Below are 15,611 nucleotides of genomic sequence, written 5' to 3' on the forward strand. Positions count from 1 at the left end.
TTCTGGCTCACGGTCGCTGTCGTCGAGGCCCTTGATGAAGATGATCCTCTCCGGCTGATTGGTGGCTTCGTGAGTGGCATGCTGGAACTCCCGTGCGGTGGGAGACAAGCCATCCATATCCTTTGTTCCGTAGTTCAGGCCGAAAATCCCAAGATAGATGTCCCGTCGGTCGATTTCTCCGATGTATCGCCCGTCGGGGCGCTGGTCCCGGGCTGGAAGATCTTCGAACAGGAAAACATCTGCAAAGAACCGTCCCAGCATCGGGTCGCCTGTGATGTAGTCCTTCACGGCGCGGCGTTCTGTCGCAAACTCCTTTTGGACGCTGCTCACGAAGATGGAGAAGCTGTGCTTCATCGAAGCGGGAAGCCCATGCTCTTCAGATTCCCCCTGATCGCCGCTTCCAGTTTGGCTGATTCAGCGAACTGGCTTTCCAGCTCCGCCACAAGCCGCGGCATCTTCTCCTCAAACGGCTCGCCATCGTCTTCCACCTCCTCCGCCCCCACATACCGCCCCGGCGTCAGCACGTGGCCATGGGCAGCAATCTCGGCGGTGGTGGCGGATTTGCAGAACCCCGGAACATCGTCGTAGCTGCCCGCGCCGTTGTCACCCCGCCAACGGTGATAGGTGCCGCTGATCCTCTCCAGGTCCGCCTCGGTGAGCTCCCGATGCACCCGATCGATCAATGTGCCGAGCTTGCGGGCATCAATGAACAACGTGTGGCCGCGCCGATCCCGGAAGCCCCGCTGGCCGTCGGCAGCTTTGCTCTTCGTCAGGAACCAGAGGCACACCGGGATCTGGGTGCTGTAGAAGAGCTGGCCGGGCAGGGCCACCATGCAGTCCACTAGATCCGCCTCGATCAGGGCGCGGCGGAGCTCTCCTTCGCCGCTCTGGTTGGAGCTCATGCTGCCATTGGCGAGCACAAAGCCGGCCATCCCCTGCGGCGCCAGGTGGTGGATGAAGTGCTGCACCCAGGCGAAGTTGGCGTTGCCCTTGGGCGGCACGCCGAACTGCCAGCGCACGTCGTCGTCACGGCGGAACCAGTCGGAGTCTTTGAACGGTGGGTTGGCGATCACGTAATCCGCCCGCAGGTCGGGATGCACGTCGCGGCGGAAAGTGTCGGCGTGCTCCGGGCCGAAGTCGGCTTCGATGCCGCGAATCGCCAGGTTCATCACCGCCAGCCTTCGCGTGGTGGCGTTGCTCTCCTGGCCATAGATGGAAATGTCGCCCAGCTTGCCGCCATGGCTTTCCACAAACTTCTCGCTCTGCACGAACATGCCGCCGGAGCCGCAGCAGGGGTCGTAGATGCGGCCCAGCAGATCCACGGAGCGATGGGTCTGTTCGCCTTCCCTGGCGCCGCTCTCTCTGGAAGCAGTGAGTTCGATCGTGGCGATCACATCGATCAACTCCCCCAGGCGCTGCTTGTCGAGGCCGGGGCGGGCGTAGTCCTTCGCCAGCACGCCCTTGAGGCGTGGGTTGTCGCGCTCGATCGCCACCATGGCGTCGTCCACCAGCTTGCCGATCGACGGCTGCTTGGCATTGGCCTGCACGTGGCTCCAGCGGGCCTCGGCTGGCACCCAGAACACGTTCTCGGCCTTGTATTCGTCGGGGTCTTCCGGGCTGGCGCCTTCGTAGTCGCCCTCGCCTGCCAGCAGCTTGGCGCGGTGCTCTTCGAAGCTATCGGAGATGTACTTGAGGAAGATCAGGCCGAGCACCACGTGCTTGTACTCGGCCGCGTCCATGTTGTTGCGCAGCTTGTCGGCCGTGAGCCAGAGCTTGGCCTCGAAGCCGAGGTTGGCGGTGCCGTTGCCACCGGCTTTCCCTTTGCGGGGGGCTTTGGCTGGGGCGGCCTGTGGCGCCACCGGCTCGGCGGCCACCAGGGTCACCGAATCACTGCGCCCCCTTCCCCGCACCACGATTCCTTTTGCTACCAGTCCCGCTTTCACCTCTTCGTAGAGGGGCTCCTCCCAGCCAAGCGCTTCCCGCAGGACTTGGTTTTTGGCGGGGCTACCGACCTCTTCCAGGGCTTCGAGGAAGTCGTCCAGTTGCTCCTGATCGGGCATCGAGGGATCAGGAGGGCTTCGCTATGGGGAGTCTGCCTGCAGTTGGGGCGGTTTGGGATATTTATGCAAGTGCGGGGCGATCGCCTACCCCTCCCCCAACAACTGCCGCACCAGCGCAATCAACTCCTTCTTGCTGAAACTCTCCAACGGCGGCGGCGGTGGAGTCACGCCATGGCGTTCCAGCAGTTGGGCCAGAGCGGCTTTTTGCAACTTGGAGTAGCCCTTGATGCCATGCGCTTTGCACAGTCGCTTGAGGCTGGCCGCAGACTGCTGCAGGAAACTCCCCTTGCCCAGCAAGGCTTTCGGGTCCTGAGTTTCCGCAGATTGGGGATCCTGGAGGTCGTGGAGGGCAGCGCTAGAGCGCTGCAGATGATCCGCCACCCGGCGATACACCCGGGCGTCGGTGCCCGCCAGTTCCCGGTGGCTCTGTTCCAGCAAATCAGCGATCGATGGGCCCGCGCTCATGGCTTTCCGCCGAGCTGGCTCACGGCAGTGCCCGCCTCAGACGCTTCAGCCGCCAGCGCAACGGCCTTGGCCTTCACCTGGCGCCAGCGCGTGGCCTGCACAATCAACCGCCGGAACATCTCCACCAACCAGAAGCCGCTTTGGCGCTCGCTCTCATCGATCAGGCCCACCATGGCATCGCCTGTTTCCTCCAGTTCGCGGATCACGCTGCCGAGCTTGGCGTTGAGGGCATGGAGCCGCGCCTTGGTCCGCGCCTCATCGGCCAGATCCATCTCCAGCTCCACCAGCTCCCGCTGCAGCTCCGCGATCACCACCCCCCGCCGGTCGCTTTGGGCCTTGAGCACGCCCCGGGAGCGATTAGCCGACACCAATGCCGCCCGGCAGTCCTGGTAGGTGCTCTCCAGCGCCTCCGGATCTGGCGTGGTCGGAAATTCGCTGGCCGAGCGCAGGGGCATCGGGATTCGATTGGCTGACTCCAGGATTACCTATGTTGGCGGTTTTGGCTGGGTTAGCTGGTAGAAGGGGCGTTGTTTGATCGGGCGTCCCAGTTCGATGTCTTCTTCATCACGCTCATGAAATCCGAGCGCCTGTTCTCCGCCATCGGGCTGAGAGATATCCACCACGCCGTGCGCGGCGGGATGATGCTGCCGTTTCTGTGTCTGGTGTTCGCGGATTACGTGAACCACGAAGCGGAGCGGATCTGGTTTGTCCCAGAGTGGCGATTCCGGCGGCGTGGCTGCCTGTGATGGCGTTGGCGGTTTAGCGTTGAGCCATGAATATCCACGAGCGGATCACCACCAATCCGGCTGTGCGTTTCGGCAAGCCCTGCGTTCGCGGCACCAGGCTCACAGTGGGGGATGTTCTTGGCTGTCTGGCCAGTGGCATGAATGAAACGGAACTTCTTGAGGATTTCCCGCAGATCACCCATGACGACGTTCTGGCCTGCCTGGCCTATGCGGCCGATCGTGAACGCCTGATGATCAGCCTCACCCTTGCTGCATGAGCCTCAGCCTGCTCCTGGATGAGAACCTTTCAGAAAAGTTGCTCCCTCTGCTCTTCGATCGTTTCCCTGATTCAAGACATGTACGCCTGATCGGGCTCGGAGGTGCGGATGATCTTGCGATCTGGGATCGGGCCCGACTGGACGGCGATCTTCTGGTCACTAAGGATGATGATTTTCTCAGACTCAGCATGAGCCGGGGCTTCCCGCCGAAGGTGATCTGCCTGGCTATCGGCAACGCCAGCAACGCTGCAACGGCCTTCCTACTGTTGAACCATGCTGCTGATATCGAGGCGTTTTCAAGCCATCCGGAAGCCGGCTTCCTGCTGCTCAGTCCTGGAGCGAAGCGCTGAGCTTTCGGAGCGTGCCCTTCCGCTGGCTCGGTTGAGGACGAAGCAACACGCCAAGCGGCAGGCGCCTCATCAACCATGGCTGCTGAACAACGTCTTGCCACCTAAAAGGACGGTATCGCGGTGTGGGCTGGTTTCATGAAGGGGGAGCTGACCGCCGCGATCTGGAGCGGAGGCTTCGCATGGCTGGCTGCTGTGCTCAGACACAACGAAATCAAGCAACCCCTGGCCCGGAAGATCCTTGCCAGCCTCAGCGCTAGTTGACTCTGCAGCCGACCAGGGTTCAGCCATGCAGCACCTCGCCATGGTCGAGCGCCTCGCGCACGAACGGATCACCTTTTCAGGGGCGTAGCGACCAGCTGGAGTAGCAGATCACAGACGGGTTACCCTCCCTGCCAGCCGGCTGCCGCATGCAGCTCGATCGGGTGTCGAGCGAGCGGGTGCTGGTCAATCTGCGCGAGTTGCTGCCCACGCGCCGGCCCCAGCTGCTCGCCTCAGCCCGCTACAACGATTACGCCATGTCACCGTGGGAGTTCCACTGGGAAAGCCAGAGCCTCACGCGGGATGATGCTGCCGTTTCTGTGTCTGGTGTTCGCGGATTACGTGAGCCACGAAGCGGAGCGGATCTGGTTTGTCCCAGAGTGGCGATTCGCAGGCGGCGGCTGCACAGAGCGATGACACTGACATCTTAAAAGCTTCTTCTGGTGCTTTGCAGCCACACGGTTTGCTCGCAATGGCCCAACCCTGGGTCAGCGGCCAGAAGCATGTGCTCGCCCGAGCGCCAAGGGCAGATCAGCTCACGACGAGCAGCTGTAGTGCGACACGCCTCCAGCATTGAAAAATTCCCTTGGCTTCAGGCGGTCATAAGTCGCCGCCAGCTCCGCTGCTGGCTCCTGGTAAGGATGGCTGAACACCTCCTGCAGTTCCCTGACCAGGCCGTACTCACCTTGCGCGGCTTGTTCATAGGCCGGGGCGATCAACCATTCGCGCCAGGTAATCGCCGGGTTCACGAGTTGCATTGCTGCCGATGTCTCGCTGATGTCGCCCTTGGCTGTGATCTGATCGCGCCAGCGCTGCAGCCAGCCGTTCCATTGCCCATCGAGTTCTTCCGAACTCGGCAGGTAGAAGCTCTCCTTCAGAGCTGAGAGTTGCTCCGGGATATCAGAGAGCCTGCGAAAAAAGATCGTGTAGTCAACCTTGGAGCGCACCATCAGCTGCAGCAGCTCGTTTACCAGTTCGGCGTTGTAGCTAGCTAGGCCCAACTTGCGGGCCCACATCGCCTCAAGCTCCTGGCCCATCGCTTCGGCGAAGCCGTCCCGAATCTGATCGAGCCGCGCCAATCCCTCCGTGTTGCCCTCAAGCAGCGGCCGCAGGGCAGACCAGAACATCTGGTAGTTGGCTTCAGCAGCCTGCGGCTGGTTGAAGAAGCTGAAATGCTCGCCGCCGCCGGTCCAGGGCTGAAAGCTGGGATCAAATAGTTCGCAGAAGCCGAAGGGGCCGTAGTCGAGGGTGTAGCCCCCTGCGGCGCAGTTGTCGCTGTTGAAATTGCCCTGGCAGTAGCCAACCCGCATCCAATTGGCCACCAGCCCAATGAGCCGGGTGCGAAACAAGTGCGCCAGCTGCAGCAGCTGCTCGCTGAAAGCCAGAGCCGCATCAATCTCCTGGCGGTAGTTGCGCTCGATTAGGTGCGCCACGATCATCCGCAGCTCCTTGAGCGCCTCCGGGTGAGCCTGGCGGCGGACGCGGCGGGCAAACAGCTCCAGCTGGCCAACCCGCAGAAACGACGGCGCCACCCGGGTTGTGATCGCCACCGGGTTATCCACCAGGATGTCGGGATCAAACGAGCTGGAGTTCGGCGTGTACCAGGGCCGGCGCACGGTTTCCGCTCGCGACACATAAAGCGTCAGCGAGCGGGAAGTTGGAACCCCCAAGGCATGCATGAATTCCTGCGCTAGAAACTCGCGCACGCTGGAGCGCAGCACGGCCCGGCCATCAGCGCCGCGGCAGTAGGGCGTTGGCCCACCGCCTTTGAGTTGCAGTTCCCAACGCCGGCCGTTAAATACTCCTTCGAACACGGAGATAGCCCGGCCGTCGCCGTAGCCATTGCCGGTGCCGAACGGGCACTGCTGAATGTATTCGGCTCCGTAGATAGAGAGGGCATAGCCCGTGGCCCAACCAAACGGTCGCATCGGCTCGCTGGCCGCCGTGATGTCGCCGCAGAACAGACGGCGGAAGCGGTCGTCGTGGGCCAGAGCCTCGCTCAGGCCCAGCTCATTAAAGAAAGTGCTGCTATGGGCCAGGTACTCCGGCGCTGGCAGCGGCGTGGGTGTTACCGGCACGTAATGGCCGGAGAACACCTGGCGGGGCTGGTGATCGTGGCCATCGGCGCTGGCCTGCGGATCCGCCTGCAAGGAATCCAGCAGCGAATAGTCGGCCCGTTGTGCGAACTCGGCAAACGTCGTTGTCGGCACTGTGCCCCGGCGCTGAAGTGATCATCCTGGCGAGCCCGCGAGGCCGTTGCTACGCTCCGGCAGATCAGGGGTATCAATGGGCTTCAAGCGCGTTCTCCTCAAGCTCAGCGGCGAAGCGCTGATGGGTGAGCAGGGCTATGGCATCGATCCTGAGATCGTGCAGTCGATTGCCTCCGATGTGGCTGCCTGCGTTGCCGGTGGCACCCAGCTGGCGATTGTGGTGGGAGGTGGCAACATCTTCCGCGGTCTGAAGGGATCGGCAGCTGGCATGGACCGGGCCACGGCCGACTACGTCGGCATGCTGGCCACGGTGATGAATGCCATCACCCTTCAAGACGGCCTGGAGAGGGCAGGTGTGCCCACCCGGGTACAGAGCGCCATCTCCATGCAGGAGGTGGCCGAGCCCTACATCCGCCGTAAGGCGATCCGCCACATGGAAAAGGGCCGGGTGGTGATCTTCGCCGCCGGCACCGGCAATCCCTTTTTCACCACAGACACCACCGCCGCCCTGCGGGCTGCGGAAATTGGTGCTGATGTGGTGTTCAAAGCCACCAAGGTTGATGGGGTCTACAACAAAGACCCCAACAAGTACGCCGATGCGGTGCGCTTCGAGAGTCTCTCCTTCCTGGAGGTGCTCAGCTCCGAGCTTGAGGTGATGGACGGCACCGCCATTGCCCTCTGCAAGGACAACTCCATCCCGATTGTGGTTTTTGACCTGTTCGGCCCCGGCAACATCGGCCGCGCCGTGGCCGGAGACCCGATCGGCACCCGTATTCACCCCTGACGCCAGCCATGGATTTAGAAGCCAGCATGCGCAAGTCGTTGGAATCGACCCAGCGCACCTTCAACACCATCCGCACCGGTCGGGCTAACCCCTCCCTGCTCGACAAGATTTCCGTGGAGTATTACGGCGCTGAAACACCGCTGAAATCACTTGCCACCATTTCCACCCCCGATTCCCAGACGATTCAAATCCAGCCCTTTGATGGCGGTTCGATGGGCCTGATCGAAAAGGCCATTTCGATGAGTGACCTGGGCCTCACCTGCAACAACGACGGCAAGGTGATCCGCATCAACATCCCACCCCTCACCGAAGAGCGCCGTAAGGATTTCTGCAAGCTGGCTGCTAAATACGCAGAGGAGGGCAAGGTTGCCCTGCGCAACGTGCGCCGTGACGCGATCGATAAGGTGAAAAAGCAGGAGAAAGACGGCGATTTCTCCGAAGACCAGAGCCGCGACGAGCAGGAGAAGGTGCAGAAGCTCACCGATAAGTTCATTGCTGAACTTGAGAAACATCTGGCCGCTAAGGAAGCTGACATCCTCAAGGTGTGACCAGCTCGCCATACGGCCTAGCTGATGTGGTGGTGGTAGGCGCAGGCGCGGCCGGCGGCGCTGCTGCTTTCCAGCTTGCCCATCGGGGCTTGAAGGTGCTGCTGCTCGACAGGGCCAGCTTTCCCCGCTCCAAGCCCTGCGGAGGCGGCATGGCGGCCTCGATGCAGGCGCTGTTTCCCTTCGATCTCAGCCCTGCCGTCGATTCGGTGATTGACCAGGTGCGCTTCACCTGGTGCTTCGGAGATCCGGTCACTGCTGTGCTACCCGGCGATTCGCCCTTCTGGATCGTGCGCCGCTCCGTGCTCGATGCTTATTTGGTGGAGCAGTCTCAAGCCGCCGGAGCCACCTTTCTTACTGGGGTGACGGTAGAGAGCCTGCAGCGCTCAGGGGATTGCTGGCAGCTGCTGGCCCGTGGTCTAGATGGGAATCCGCTGCAGCTTCAGGCCCGGGCCGTGGTCATCGCCGATGGCTCCTGCTCCCAGTTGGCGGCCCGCCATGGCCTCGGTCCAAGCCAGCCCCGCTATGCCGAGACGGTGTCGGTGGAGGTGGACTGTGCGGTGAGCGATCCCAGTACCGCCAGGTTTGAATTTGGTCTGGTGCGCCAAGGCTTTTGCTGGACCTTCCCCCGCAAGGGGGGCTACAGCATTGGCGTGGGCACCTTCATTGGCCGTGATCCCGCTAATGCCCAGGCGGTGCTCAGTCAGCTGCTGCCAAGCCTCGGCCTGCCGCCGCAGGCCGGCCAGCGCCAGCCAGGCCGCCTACGCATCTGGAATGGTCACCACCCCTTGCATGGCCAGGGTGCTAATGCCGGTCTGGTGGTGGTGGGCGATGCCGCCTCCCTTTGCGACCCCTTCCTGGCTGAGGGGATTAGGCCCGCTTTAATCAGTGGCTGCCGGGCTGCCGAAGCTCTGCTTCCCTGGCTGGCCGGCGATGGCGAGGCCCTGGTGGGTTACACCAAGCGCATGCGGATTGAGTGGGGCAACTCGATGGCCTGGGGCAAGCGGATCGCCCAGGTCTTCTACCGGCTGCCGCGGGTGGGATATGAGCTCGGTGTTAAGCGACCCACCGCTCCCCAGCGGATTGCTCAAATCCTCTCCGGTGAGATGGGCTACGGCGATATCGCCCAGCGGGTGATCCGGCGGCTGTTGTTTCAGCGCAGTTGAAAGCCGGGCCTAGATCTTGGTGCAGTCCTTGAGTTGGCGCAAGCGCTGATCGATTGATCCCAGCAACTCAATGGCAAACATCGGCGATTCCTGCACGGCAAACAAAAATTTCTCCCGGTTCATTACCAGCACCTTGCAGGGGGTCAGGGCCGTGGCGTTGCCGTAGCGACGGTGATCACTGGTCACCAGGGCCCCGGCCCCAAACACATCGCCCGCATTGATTTGTTCGTGACCTTGATCGCCGTTCCAGCTGAGCTGGACCGATCCTTCCAGCAGGCCAAACATGCAATCGCCGGGTTCGCCAGAACTGAAAATCAGTTCGCCAGGTTCAAGGCTGACCACCTCACCATTACTGGCCAAGGCGCGCATGGTGTCGAGGGCGTTCACTAGGTCACTATCCAGTACTTAATAGTCAGTGTGGCCCACCTCGGTTAAGCCTGGTTCAAGCCTGATCCCACAAGGGCAGCCCCTCCTTCCAGTTCGGCTAGGCGGTGGGCCAGCTGGGCCTCCAGGGTTTCGATCGCCTTGCAGAAACCGCGGATGCCCTCATCGAGTTTCTCGGTGGCCATTGGATCGGCGGCCAGCATCTGGCGGAAATGATCTTCGTCGAGGTGGATCTGGGCCTCGGTGGGGGCGGGGTCGAAGGCGTTGAGCTTGCGCTCTAGCTCACCATCGGTGTGGCGCAGCTGATCAAGCAGGGCCGGCGAAATCGTCAACAGGTCGCAACCCGCCAGCTCGATGATCTCTTCAATATTGCGGAAGCTGGCCCCCATTACCTCGGTTTTATAGCCGTAGGTCTTGAAGTAGTTGAAGATTTGCGTCACGGAAATCACGCCAGGATCCTCCGGGCCGGGATAGCCGTCGCGGCCGCTGCTCTTTTTGTACCAATCGAGGATCCGCCCCACAAAGGGAGAGATCAAGGTGATGCCGGCCTCGGCGCAGGCCACGGCCTGGGCAAACCCAAACAGAAGCGTCAAGTTGCAGTGGATGCCCTCGCGCTCCAGTTGCTCAGCGGCGCGGATGCCTTCCCAGGTGGAGGCCACCTTGATCAGTACCCGGTCGTTGCTGATGCCGGCCTGGTTGTAGAGGCCTATGAGTTTGCGGGCCTTGGTGATCGTTGCCTCGGTGTCGTAGCTGAGGCGAGCGTCAACTTCGGTCGAAACACGGCCGGGCACGATTTTGAGTATTTCCTTGCCGAAGGTGATGCAGATTTCATCGAGGGCTTCGCGCACCACCGCATCGGCGCCGGCATCGGCACCCATCACCTGGCGCGACTCCTGCAGGGAGCGGTCGATCAGGTTTTGGTAGGTGGGGATCTGGGCTGCAGCCAGGATCAGGGACGGGTTGGTGGTGGCATCGCGGGGCGTGAACTGCTTGATCGCGTCGATGTCACCGGTATCGGCCACCACCACAGTCATGGCGGCGAGTTGGTCGAGCAGGTTGGCCATTGGCTGGATGAGGGAGGCAGATGGCGAGGCATCGGCTCTGATCACATACACGCTAGCCAGTGCTTTCGGGTTAACCCAGCGGCGACGCCGTTCCTTGAGGGAACGGCCACAGGCGATCAGGAGCGGGGTTTAGCGACTGCCTTCTGCAGCTCCTTGGGGCGGGAAGGGGGAATGCGCTCCAGCACCAGCAGGGCATCGATGATCTGGCGTGCTACTGGAGCTGCCACCGTCGAGCCGTAGGTATTGCCGCCCTTGGGCTCATCCACCACCACCAGCACCACGTAGCGGGGATCGTCGATAGGCAGGTGGCCCACAAAGCTGGTGATCAGGGCCCCCGGGATGTAGACACCCCGCTCTGCCTTCTGGGCGGTGCCGGTTTTGCCGCCGATTCGGTAGCCGGGTACCTTCATGCCCAGGCCCCTGCTGTTGTCGACCACCGATTCCATCCAAGCCATCACAGTCTTGGTGACGCTGGGATCGAGCACCTGAAGGCCACTGCCGCCAGGCGCGCTGGCTAGGGCATCGCCGGAGCGCAGGCCGCGGGTGATGTGCGGGCTAACCAAACGGCCGCCATTGGCCAGCATGGCGTGCAATTGCAGCAACTTCAGCGGGGTGAGGGAAAAGCCCTGGCCAAAGGCAGCAACAGCCGGTTCGATCGCCTGGTCAGTGAATTGCTTGCGCGTCTTGAGTTCGCCTGCCACCGCCCCGGGCAGGTCGGTATCGGGGGTTTCGTCGATCCCCATCGTGCGCAGCCAGTACCAGAAGCGATCGCGCTTCACCTGGGCCATGGCCTTCACCATGCCGACGTTGCTCGACACCTGCAAAACGGTGGGGAAATCGATCAGGCCGTTAGCCCGTTTGTCGTGGTTGAAGATCGGCCAACCGCCGATACTGAGTTGGCCCGTATCGGCAATGTGACCGTTTGCCTCAATGGCTTTTTCCTGCAGGGCCACCGCCAGGTTGATCGGCTTAAAGGTGGAGCCAGGTTCGTAGAGGTCTTGGACAGACCATTCGCGGAACAGTCCCGGATTGAAGTTCCAGAATTTGTTGGGGTCATAAGTGGGTGTGGAAGCCAGCGCCAGCATTTCGCCATTGCGCACGTCCATCACCAGCGCGACGCCGCGCTTGGCATTCCACTTCTTCACCTGCTTGGAAAGGGACTGCATCGCCACCTGTTGCAGACGGGCATCAAGGGTTAGCTGCAGGCGCAGGTCGTCGCCGTAGAGGGAGCCGGCCGTCAGGCCGGCGGGAAGGGGGGTGCCATCGGCGCCGCGGCGCATTTGCACGGTGGTCTCCTGGCGCTTGAGATCACTGTTTCGGCTCTGCTCCAGGCCAGCCTGGGGAACGCGCTCCAGGTTGAGGAAGCCCACCACGTTGGCAAACAGGGAACCCTGGGGATAAATCCGGTGCGGATAGGCCTCCAGGTCGAGCCCACTAATGCCCAGCTGCCGCACCCGTTCAGCGGTTTCGGGGTCGAGGTCGGTGCGCAGCTTCACGCCGCTGGACCGGCCAGCCATGGTGTCGAGCAGGGCTGGCTTGGGCAGGGCCAGCACTGCCGCAACCTTGCCGGCCACCTCATCGGCCGTGCGGATTTTCTGGGGGTCGTCGCCTGGAAAGTTGAAGTAGCGGGGGTGGGCCCAGAGCGTGAAGCGCTGCTCGTCCAGGGCAACTAGGCGACCATTGCGATCGACGATCGTGCGTCGCTTGCCGATCGGCTTGGTGGTTTGGGTCTGGATGGCATGGGCCCTGGTTTGCAGGTTGGTGGCATCCACCACCTGGAGCCAAGCCAAACGACCAGCCAGGCCGATCAGACCAGCACAAAGCAAGCCATAAACAGCCAGCAGGCGTCCAGCGGGTACCGGTTGGATGGCCACGACCCGTTGCTGGGAGCTGCGAGGAGTCCGTATCGGACCGCGCTGACTGCTGCTCTTCATCGAGGTGTCGCCATCAATAACCAGTCCGGATCTGGCGCAGGGGCAAGCTGCCCAGCAGTGGCAAGCCGGTGGCACCCGAGGCAACGGTGGGTGCAGGCAGATAGATGAGTTTCTCGCTGCTGGTGGGCACCAGCAAGCCAGGACGTTTTACGGCGCCAAGGTGGTGTTGTTCCAGCAGCGCTGCTGATTCCTGCAGCTTGTGCTCCAGCACCTGGGAAGACTCCAGCTGCTGGTAGCTGACACCCCATCGGTTTTGCCAGTGCAGGGTTAAGGCACTAAGGGCAAGCATGCAGATTCCCAACCCTGCCAGGGTGCCATCGGTGACCCGGTGCAGGTTGGAGATCCAAGGCGCGCGGCGCTCAAGTTTGTGGCCGGAGAGCGAACCCTGAATCAGATTCAGGGTTTGTTTCGGCAGCTTGCGGCTGGAGTTTGTCATTGCAGTCACGCTGCGATCTGGAGCCTGCCGTGGCGAGATGGAGGCGACCAAAGGAACGGTAAGCGCACTGCGCGATTGAACCATCCTTGGTGCCAGCCAGCAAGGGCTGGCAGTCGCTCAGCCAGCAAGTAACAACAAATTGGCAAAGGTGAGGCCATTCCAGAGGCTGTGCATCAGCACGCTGGGCCCGAGTCGTCCGCTCTGAAGCCGGAGCCAGCCGAGCCCCAGCCCCAGCACGAATAAAGGTGCCAGTTCCCCCAGGCTGAGGTGGGCGATGCCGAAAAGCAGGGCACTAACCACCACGGCAGCCAGCCCGCCCCAGCGCTGGGCCAGCACAGGCAGCAGCACCCCACGAAACAAGGTTTCCTCAAACAGGGGGGCCAGCACTAGGGCTGTGAAGGCGAAACAAAGCAGGGCAAGGGGATTGGCGCTGTTGAGCACGAGCTCAAGTAGGGGATTGCTGCCCCCTGGATCGCCCACCAACCGTTCCAACACCCATCCGACTAAGGCCACCAGGGGCAGCACCAGCAATACCTGCACAAAAGCCCGGCGCAGCGCGCTGGCCAAGGGTCGCCAGTGCCACTGCAACCAGCCCCCCTGGGGCCTCGGAGCATGGGGGCGCAGCTGGCTCCACAAAAGGACCAGGGGCGCCGCCATCAGGCCGCTATAGAGCCCCAACACCAGCAATCCTTGCTGCAGGGCCGGCTGGCTGGCCAAAGGTTTGAGCAGCCCCTGCAGCAGTGGAGCCAGCAGCAAGGGCATCACCAGCTCCCCCAACACCACGAACCCGCCAGCGATCAGCAGGGTGACCTCCGCCAGGGTGAGGGGCGGGCCCACCAACGGGGCCGGCGGGGCTGCCTTGCCGCGCCAGCGCAGCCAAAGCTCACGCAACAGCAGGGCGGAACCCAGCAGCAGCAGCAGCACCGGCACCATCGTGGTTCCGAGCAGGCGCAGCACAGCTGCCTGCTGGGCGGGTCGATTTTCACAAGCCGCCAATGGGCCACCCAAGGCCTGGCAGATCAGTTGGCGGCTTAGGGGAGACAGGCCCCAACCCTCTAGCAGTGGCTCCAGGGTTGCGAACTCAAGCTCGGCAGGATCCGCGCCGGATGCCGTTTCCATTAGGGCCTTCAGCAGGAGGCGCTGCTCAGGAGGCACTTGCTGGTTTAGTTCCTGCAACCGCTGGCGAGCCGCAGCCCCCTGGCCGGCCTGACGCTCCAGCAAGGCCAGCTGTAATTGTTGCTGCGCTGCTGGCGGCACGGGATCCTCGTCCACCTGTTTCTGCAAATCAAGGCGCAGGGCCTCGAGGGGCTGGGCCCCGGTGAGGGCTTGGCGCAGGCCAGCTGGCAGTGCTGGTGCTGCCAGGGCCGTCAGCTCCTGTTGCCGCAGTTCCAGGGAATTGCCCACAGAGGGCCGCTGCAGGCTGTCAACCAAGCCAAAGATCCAAAGCAGGCCACTGAGCACCAGGCTCAGCAGAGCAAGTCCATTGGTCCATCCAGAGCTTTGGCGGGGTTGCGGGGGGGGACTGGCGTTCAAACGCAGGCCCTCCAGGGCGCACCAATGGGGGGATTCTGGCCCGCACCCCTCCCATACGATGGTTCCAGAGCAGCTTCGAGACCGTGCCCCTTCGGATTGTGTTGGTGCGTCATGGGTTGAGCAGCTTCAATGTGGAGCATCGAATCCAGGGCCGCGACGACCTTTCGAGCCTTACGGCAAGCGGCCAGAGCCAGGCCTGTGCCACAGGAGCAGCCCTGCGTGATCTATACCTCGGCGCTGCCTATTGCTCGCCTTTACGCCGGGCTGCCGACACCGCCCGACTGCTGCTGGCAGAGCAGGGCCAGGGCCTGGTTGCAAAACAGGAGGAAGGGCTGCTGGAAATTGATCTGGCTCCCTGGAGCGGTCTGCTGCGAGAGGAGTTGCGGGAGCGCTATCCCGAGCAGGAGCAGCAGTGGCGCCAGGCCCCGGAACTGCTCGAGCTGCAGCGCCCCGATGGCAGCCCCTATCTGCCACTGCAGGAGCTGATCGACCAGGCCCGGCAGTTCCGCCATTTGCTGCTGGAGCGCCACGCCGCCGCGCTTATTGACGATCAGGCGCCTCCCCAGACCGTGCTGGTGGTGGCCCATAACGCCATCTTGCGTTGCCTATTGCTTGCCCTGCTGCAGCTACCACTCAGCGGCTTCCGCCGGCTGCGGGTCGACAACTGTTCCATCTCTGTGCTGAATGTCAGCAAGGGCGGCGTCCAGGTGGAGTCGCTCAATGGGGTGGCCCACCTTGGTGAGCCCCTGCCCCCTAAAGCTTCAGGCGCCCGACTGCTATTGGTGCGTCACGGCGAAACCGACTGGAATCGAGAGGGTCGCTTTCAGGGCCAGATCGACATTCCCCTCAATGCCAACGGACGCTCCCAGGCAGAGGCCGCTGGCAGCTTTCTCACCCCGGTGAGCATCGATCGCGCTTACACCAGCTGCATGGCCAGGCCGCGCCAGACGGCTGAGGCAATCCTCAATAGCCATCCTGGTGTGCCCCTCACCAGCAGCACCGGCCTGGTGGAGATCGGCCACGGCCTCTGGGAGGGCTGCTTGGAGCAGGAGATCGCCGCAGGTTGGCCCCAGCTGCTGGCCGATTGGAAGCGGGCACCCCACACCGTGCAGATGCCTGAGGGGGAAACTCTCCAGGAGGTATGGGACCGTTCCCTGGCGACCTGGGGACGAATAGCTGCCAACCTCCGCGCCGATGAAACGGCCTTGGTTGTGGCCCACGACGCGGTCAACAAGACCATCCTGTGCGGGCTGCTGGGCCTGCAACCCGCCGACATCTGGGCGATCAAGCAGGGCAATGGCGGTGTAACGGTGATTGATTACCCGGAGGGTCCAGCTGGCCGTCCGGTGGTGGCCGCCATGAACCTCACCCAGCATCTTGGAGGCGTGTTGGATCGCACCGCCGCCGGTGCCCTCTGAG

17 protein-coding genes and 1 pseudogene are annotated in these 15,611 nt (G+C 62.8%); 8 read left to right on the forward strand and 10 right to left on the reverse strand.

The window, feature by feature from the left end:
* The 4 genes from AC01FP_RS06930 to AC01FP_RS06945 all read right to left on the reverse strand — a co-directional run.
* Positions 1-354, reverse strand: a 354-nt coding sequence (locus AC01FP_RS06930; RefSeq protein ID WP_474479116.1) for a DUF4062 domain-containing protein, incomplete at its 3' end; no start/stop codon positions are given.
* Positions 351-2,060, reverse strand: a complete 1,710-nt coding sequence (locus AC01FP_RS06935; RefSeq protein WP_474479117.1) for a type I restriction-modification system subunit M — start codon at positions 2,058-2,060, stop codon at positions 351-353. The genes AC01FP_RS06930 and AC01FP_RS06935, both read right to left, overlap by 4 nt.
* A gap of 84 nt (positions 2,061-2,144) precedes the next feature.
* The gene (locus tag AC01FP_RS06940; protein WP_474479118.1) at positions 2,145-2,525 is read right to left on the reverse strand and encodes a hypothetical protein; all 381 of its coding nucleotides are present in this window, start codon (positions 2,523-2,525) and stop codon (positions 2,145-2,147) included.
* A complete protein-coding gene (locus tag AC01FP_RS06945; RefSeq protein ID WP_474479119.1) occupies positions 2,522-2,980 on the reverse strand; it encodes a hypothetical protein in 459 nt (152 codons plus the stop codon). Before AC01FP_RS06945 ends, AC01FP_RS06940 begins: the two co-directional genes overlap by 4 nt.
* Before the next feature lie 72 nt (positions 2,981-3,052).
* Here AC01FP_RS06945 and AC01FP_RS06950 point away from each other — a divergent pair, with 72 nt between their 5' ends.
* The 4 genes from AC01FP_RS06950 to AC01FP_RS06965 all read left to right on the forward strand — a co-directional run bounded on the left by AC01FP_RS06950 (position 3,053) and on the right by AC01FP_RS06965 (position 4,567).
* Entirely contained in the window at positions 3,053-3,271 is a 219-nt protein-coding gene (locus AC01FP_RS06950) for a hypothetical protein (protein ID WP_474479120.1), read from the forward strand.
* A 26-nt stretch (positions 3,272-3,297) separates the two neighbouring features.
* The gene (locus AC01FP_RS06955) at positions 3,298-3,528 is read left to right on the forward strand and encodes a DUF433 domain-containing protein (RefSeq protein ID WP_474479121.1); all 231 of its coding nucleotides are present in this window, start codon (positions 3,298-3,300) and stop codon (positions 3,526-3,528) included.
* Positions 3,525-3,878 (forward strand): DUF5615 family PIN-like protein, encoded by a 354-nt coding sequence (locus AC01FP_RS06960; RefSeq protein WP_474479122.1) that lies wholly within the window; start codon positions 3,525-3,527, stop codon positions 3,876-3,878. Before AC01FP_RS06955 ends, AC01FP_RS06960 begins: the two co-directional genes overlap by 4 nt.
* A 407-nt stretch (positions 3,879-4,285) precedes the next feature.
* Entirely contained in the window at positions 4,286-4,567 is a 282-nt protein-coding gene (locus AC01FP_RS06965; protein ID WP_474479123.1) for a hypothetical protein, read from the forward strand.
* A 105-nt stretch (positions 4,568-4,672) separates the two neighbouring features.
* On the opposite strand, the gene AC01FP_RS06970 is transcribed toward AC01FP_RS06965, so the two are convergent.
* Positions 4,673-6,346 carry a protein adenylyltransferase SelO gene (locus AC01FP_RS06970; protein ID WP_474479124.1) on the reverse strand — a complete coding sequence of 558 codons (1,674 nt, stop codon included), beginning with the start codon at positions 6,344-6,346 and terminating at the stop codon, positions 4,673-4,675.
* 76 nt (positions 6,347-6,422) lie between these two features.
* On the opposite strand from AC01FP_RS06970, the gene pyrH reads away from it, so the two are divergent.
* The 3 genes from pyrH to AC01FP_RS06985 are packed head-to-tail and all read left to right on the forward strand — an operon-like array spanning position 6,423 to position 8,841.
* On the forward strand, positions 6,423-7,130 hold the full coding sequence (gene pyrH / locus AC01FP_RS06975; protein ID WP_474479125.1) for a UMP kinase: 708 nt from the start codon (positions 6,423-6,425) through the stop codon (positions 7,128-7,130).
* An 8-nt stretch (positions 7,131-7,138) separates the two neighbouring features.
* Positions 7,139-7,678, forward strand: a complete 540-nt coding sequence (frr, locus tag AC01FP_RS06980; protein WP_474479126.1) for a ribosome recycling factor — start codon at positions 7,139-7,141, stop codon at positions 7,676-7,678.
* Complete coding sequence (locus tag AC01FP_RS06985; RefSeq protein WP_474479127.1) at positions 7,675-8,841, forward strand: NAD(P)/FAD-dependent oxidoreductase; 1,167 nt, start codon at positions 7,675-7,677, stop codon at positions 8,839-8,841. The genes frr and AC01FP_RS06985 overlap by 4 nt, the downstream gene beginning before the upstream one ends.
* Before the next feature lie 9 nt (positions 8,842-8,850).
* Here the strand turns inward: AC01FP_RS06985 and AC01FP_RS06990 are convergent, their stop codons facing one another.
* The 5 genes and pseudogenes from AC01FP_RS06990 to AC01FP_RS07010 all read right to left on the reverse strand — a co-directional run bounded on the left by AC01FP_RS06990 (position 8,851) and on the right by AC01FP_RS07010 (position 14,192).
* Positions 8,851-9,228, reverse strand: coding sequence for a Crp/Fnr family transcriptional regulator (locus AC01FP_RS06990; RefSeq protein WP_474479128.1), 378 nt, complete (start codon positions 9,226-9,228; stop codon positions 8,851-8,853).
* Between the two features lie 74 nt (positions 9,229-9,302).
* Positions 9,303-10,289 (reverse strand): annotated as a pseudogene (locus AC01FP_RS06995) (transaldolase); the annotation flags it as partial.
* Between the two features lie 116 nt (positions 10,290-10,405).
* Positions 10,406-12,223: a peptidoglycan D,D-transpeptidase FtsI family protein gene (locus tag AC01FP_RS07000; protein ID WP_474479130.1), complete on the reverse strand. Its 1,818-nt coding sequence runs from the start codon at positions 12,221-12,223 to the stop codon at positions 10,406-10,408.
* A gap of 13 nt (positions 12,224-12,236) precedes the next feature.
* Positions 12,237-12,659, reverse strand: coding sequence for a hypothetical protein (locus tag AC01FP_RS07005; RefSeq protein ID WP_474479131.1), 423 nt, complete (start codon positions 12,657-12,659; stop codon positions 12,237-12,239).
* 117 nt (positions 12,660-12,776) lie between these two features.
* A complete protein-coding gene (locus AC01FP_RS07010) occupies positions 12,777-14,192 on the reverse strand; it encodes a lysostaphin resistance A-like protein (RefSeq protein ID WP_474479132.1) in 1,416 nt (471 codons plus the stop codon).
* Positions 14,193-14,275: 83 nt separating this feature from the next.
* Here AC01FP_RS07010 and AC01FP_RS07015 point away from each other — a divergent pair, with 83 nt between their 5' ends.
* A complete protein-coding gene (locus AC01FP_RS07015) occupies positions 14,276-15,610 on the forward strand; it encodes a histidine phosphatase family protein (protein ID WP_474479133.1) in 1,335 nt (444 codons plus the stop codon).
* Position 15,611 lies beyond the last annotated feature (1 nt).

The sequence above is a fragment of the Cyanobium sp. NIVA-CYA 375 genome (assembly GCF_056108345.1).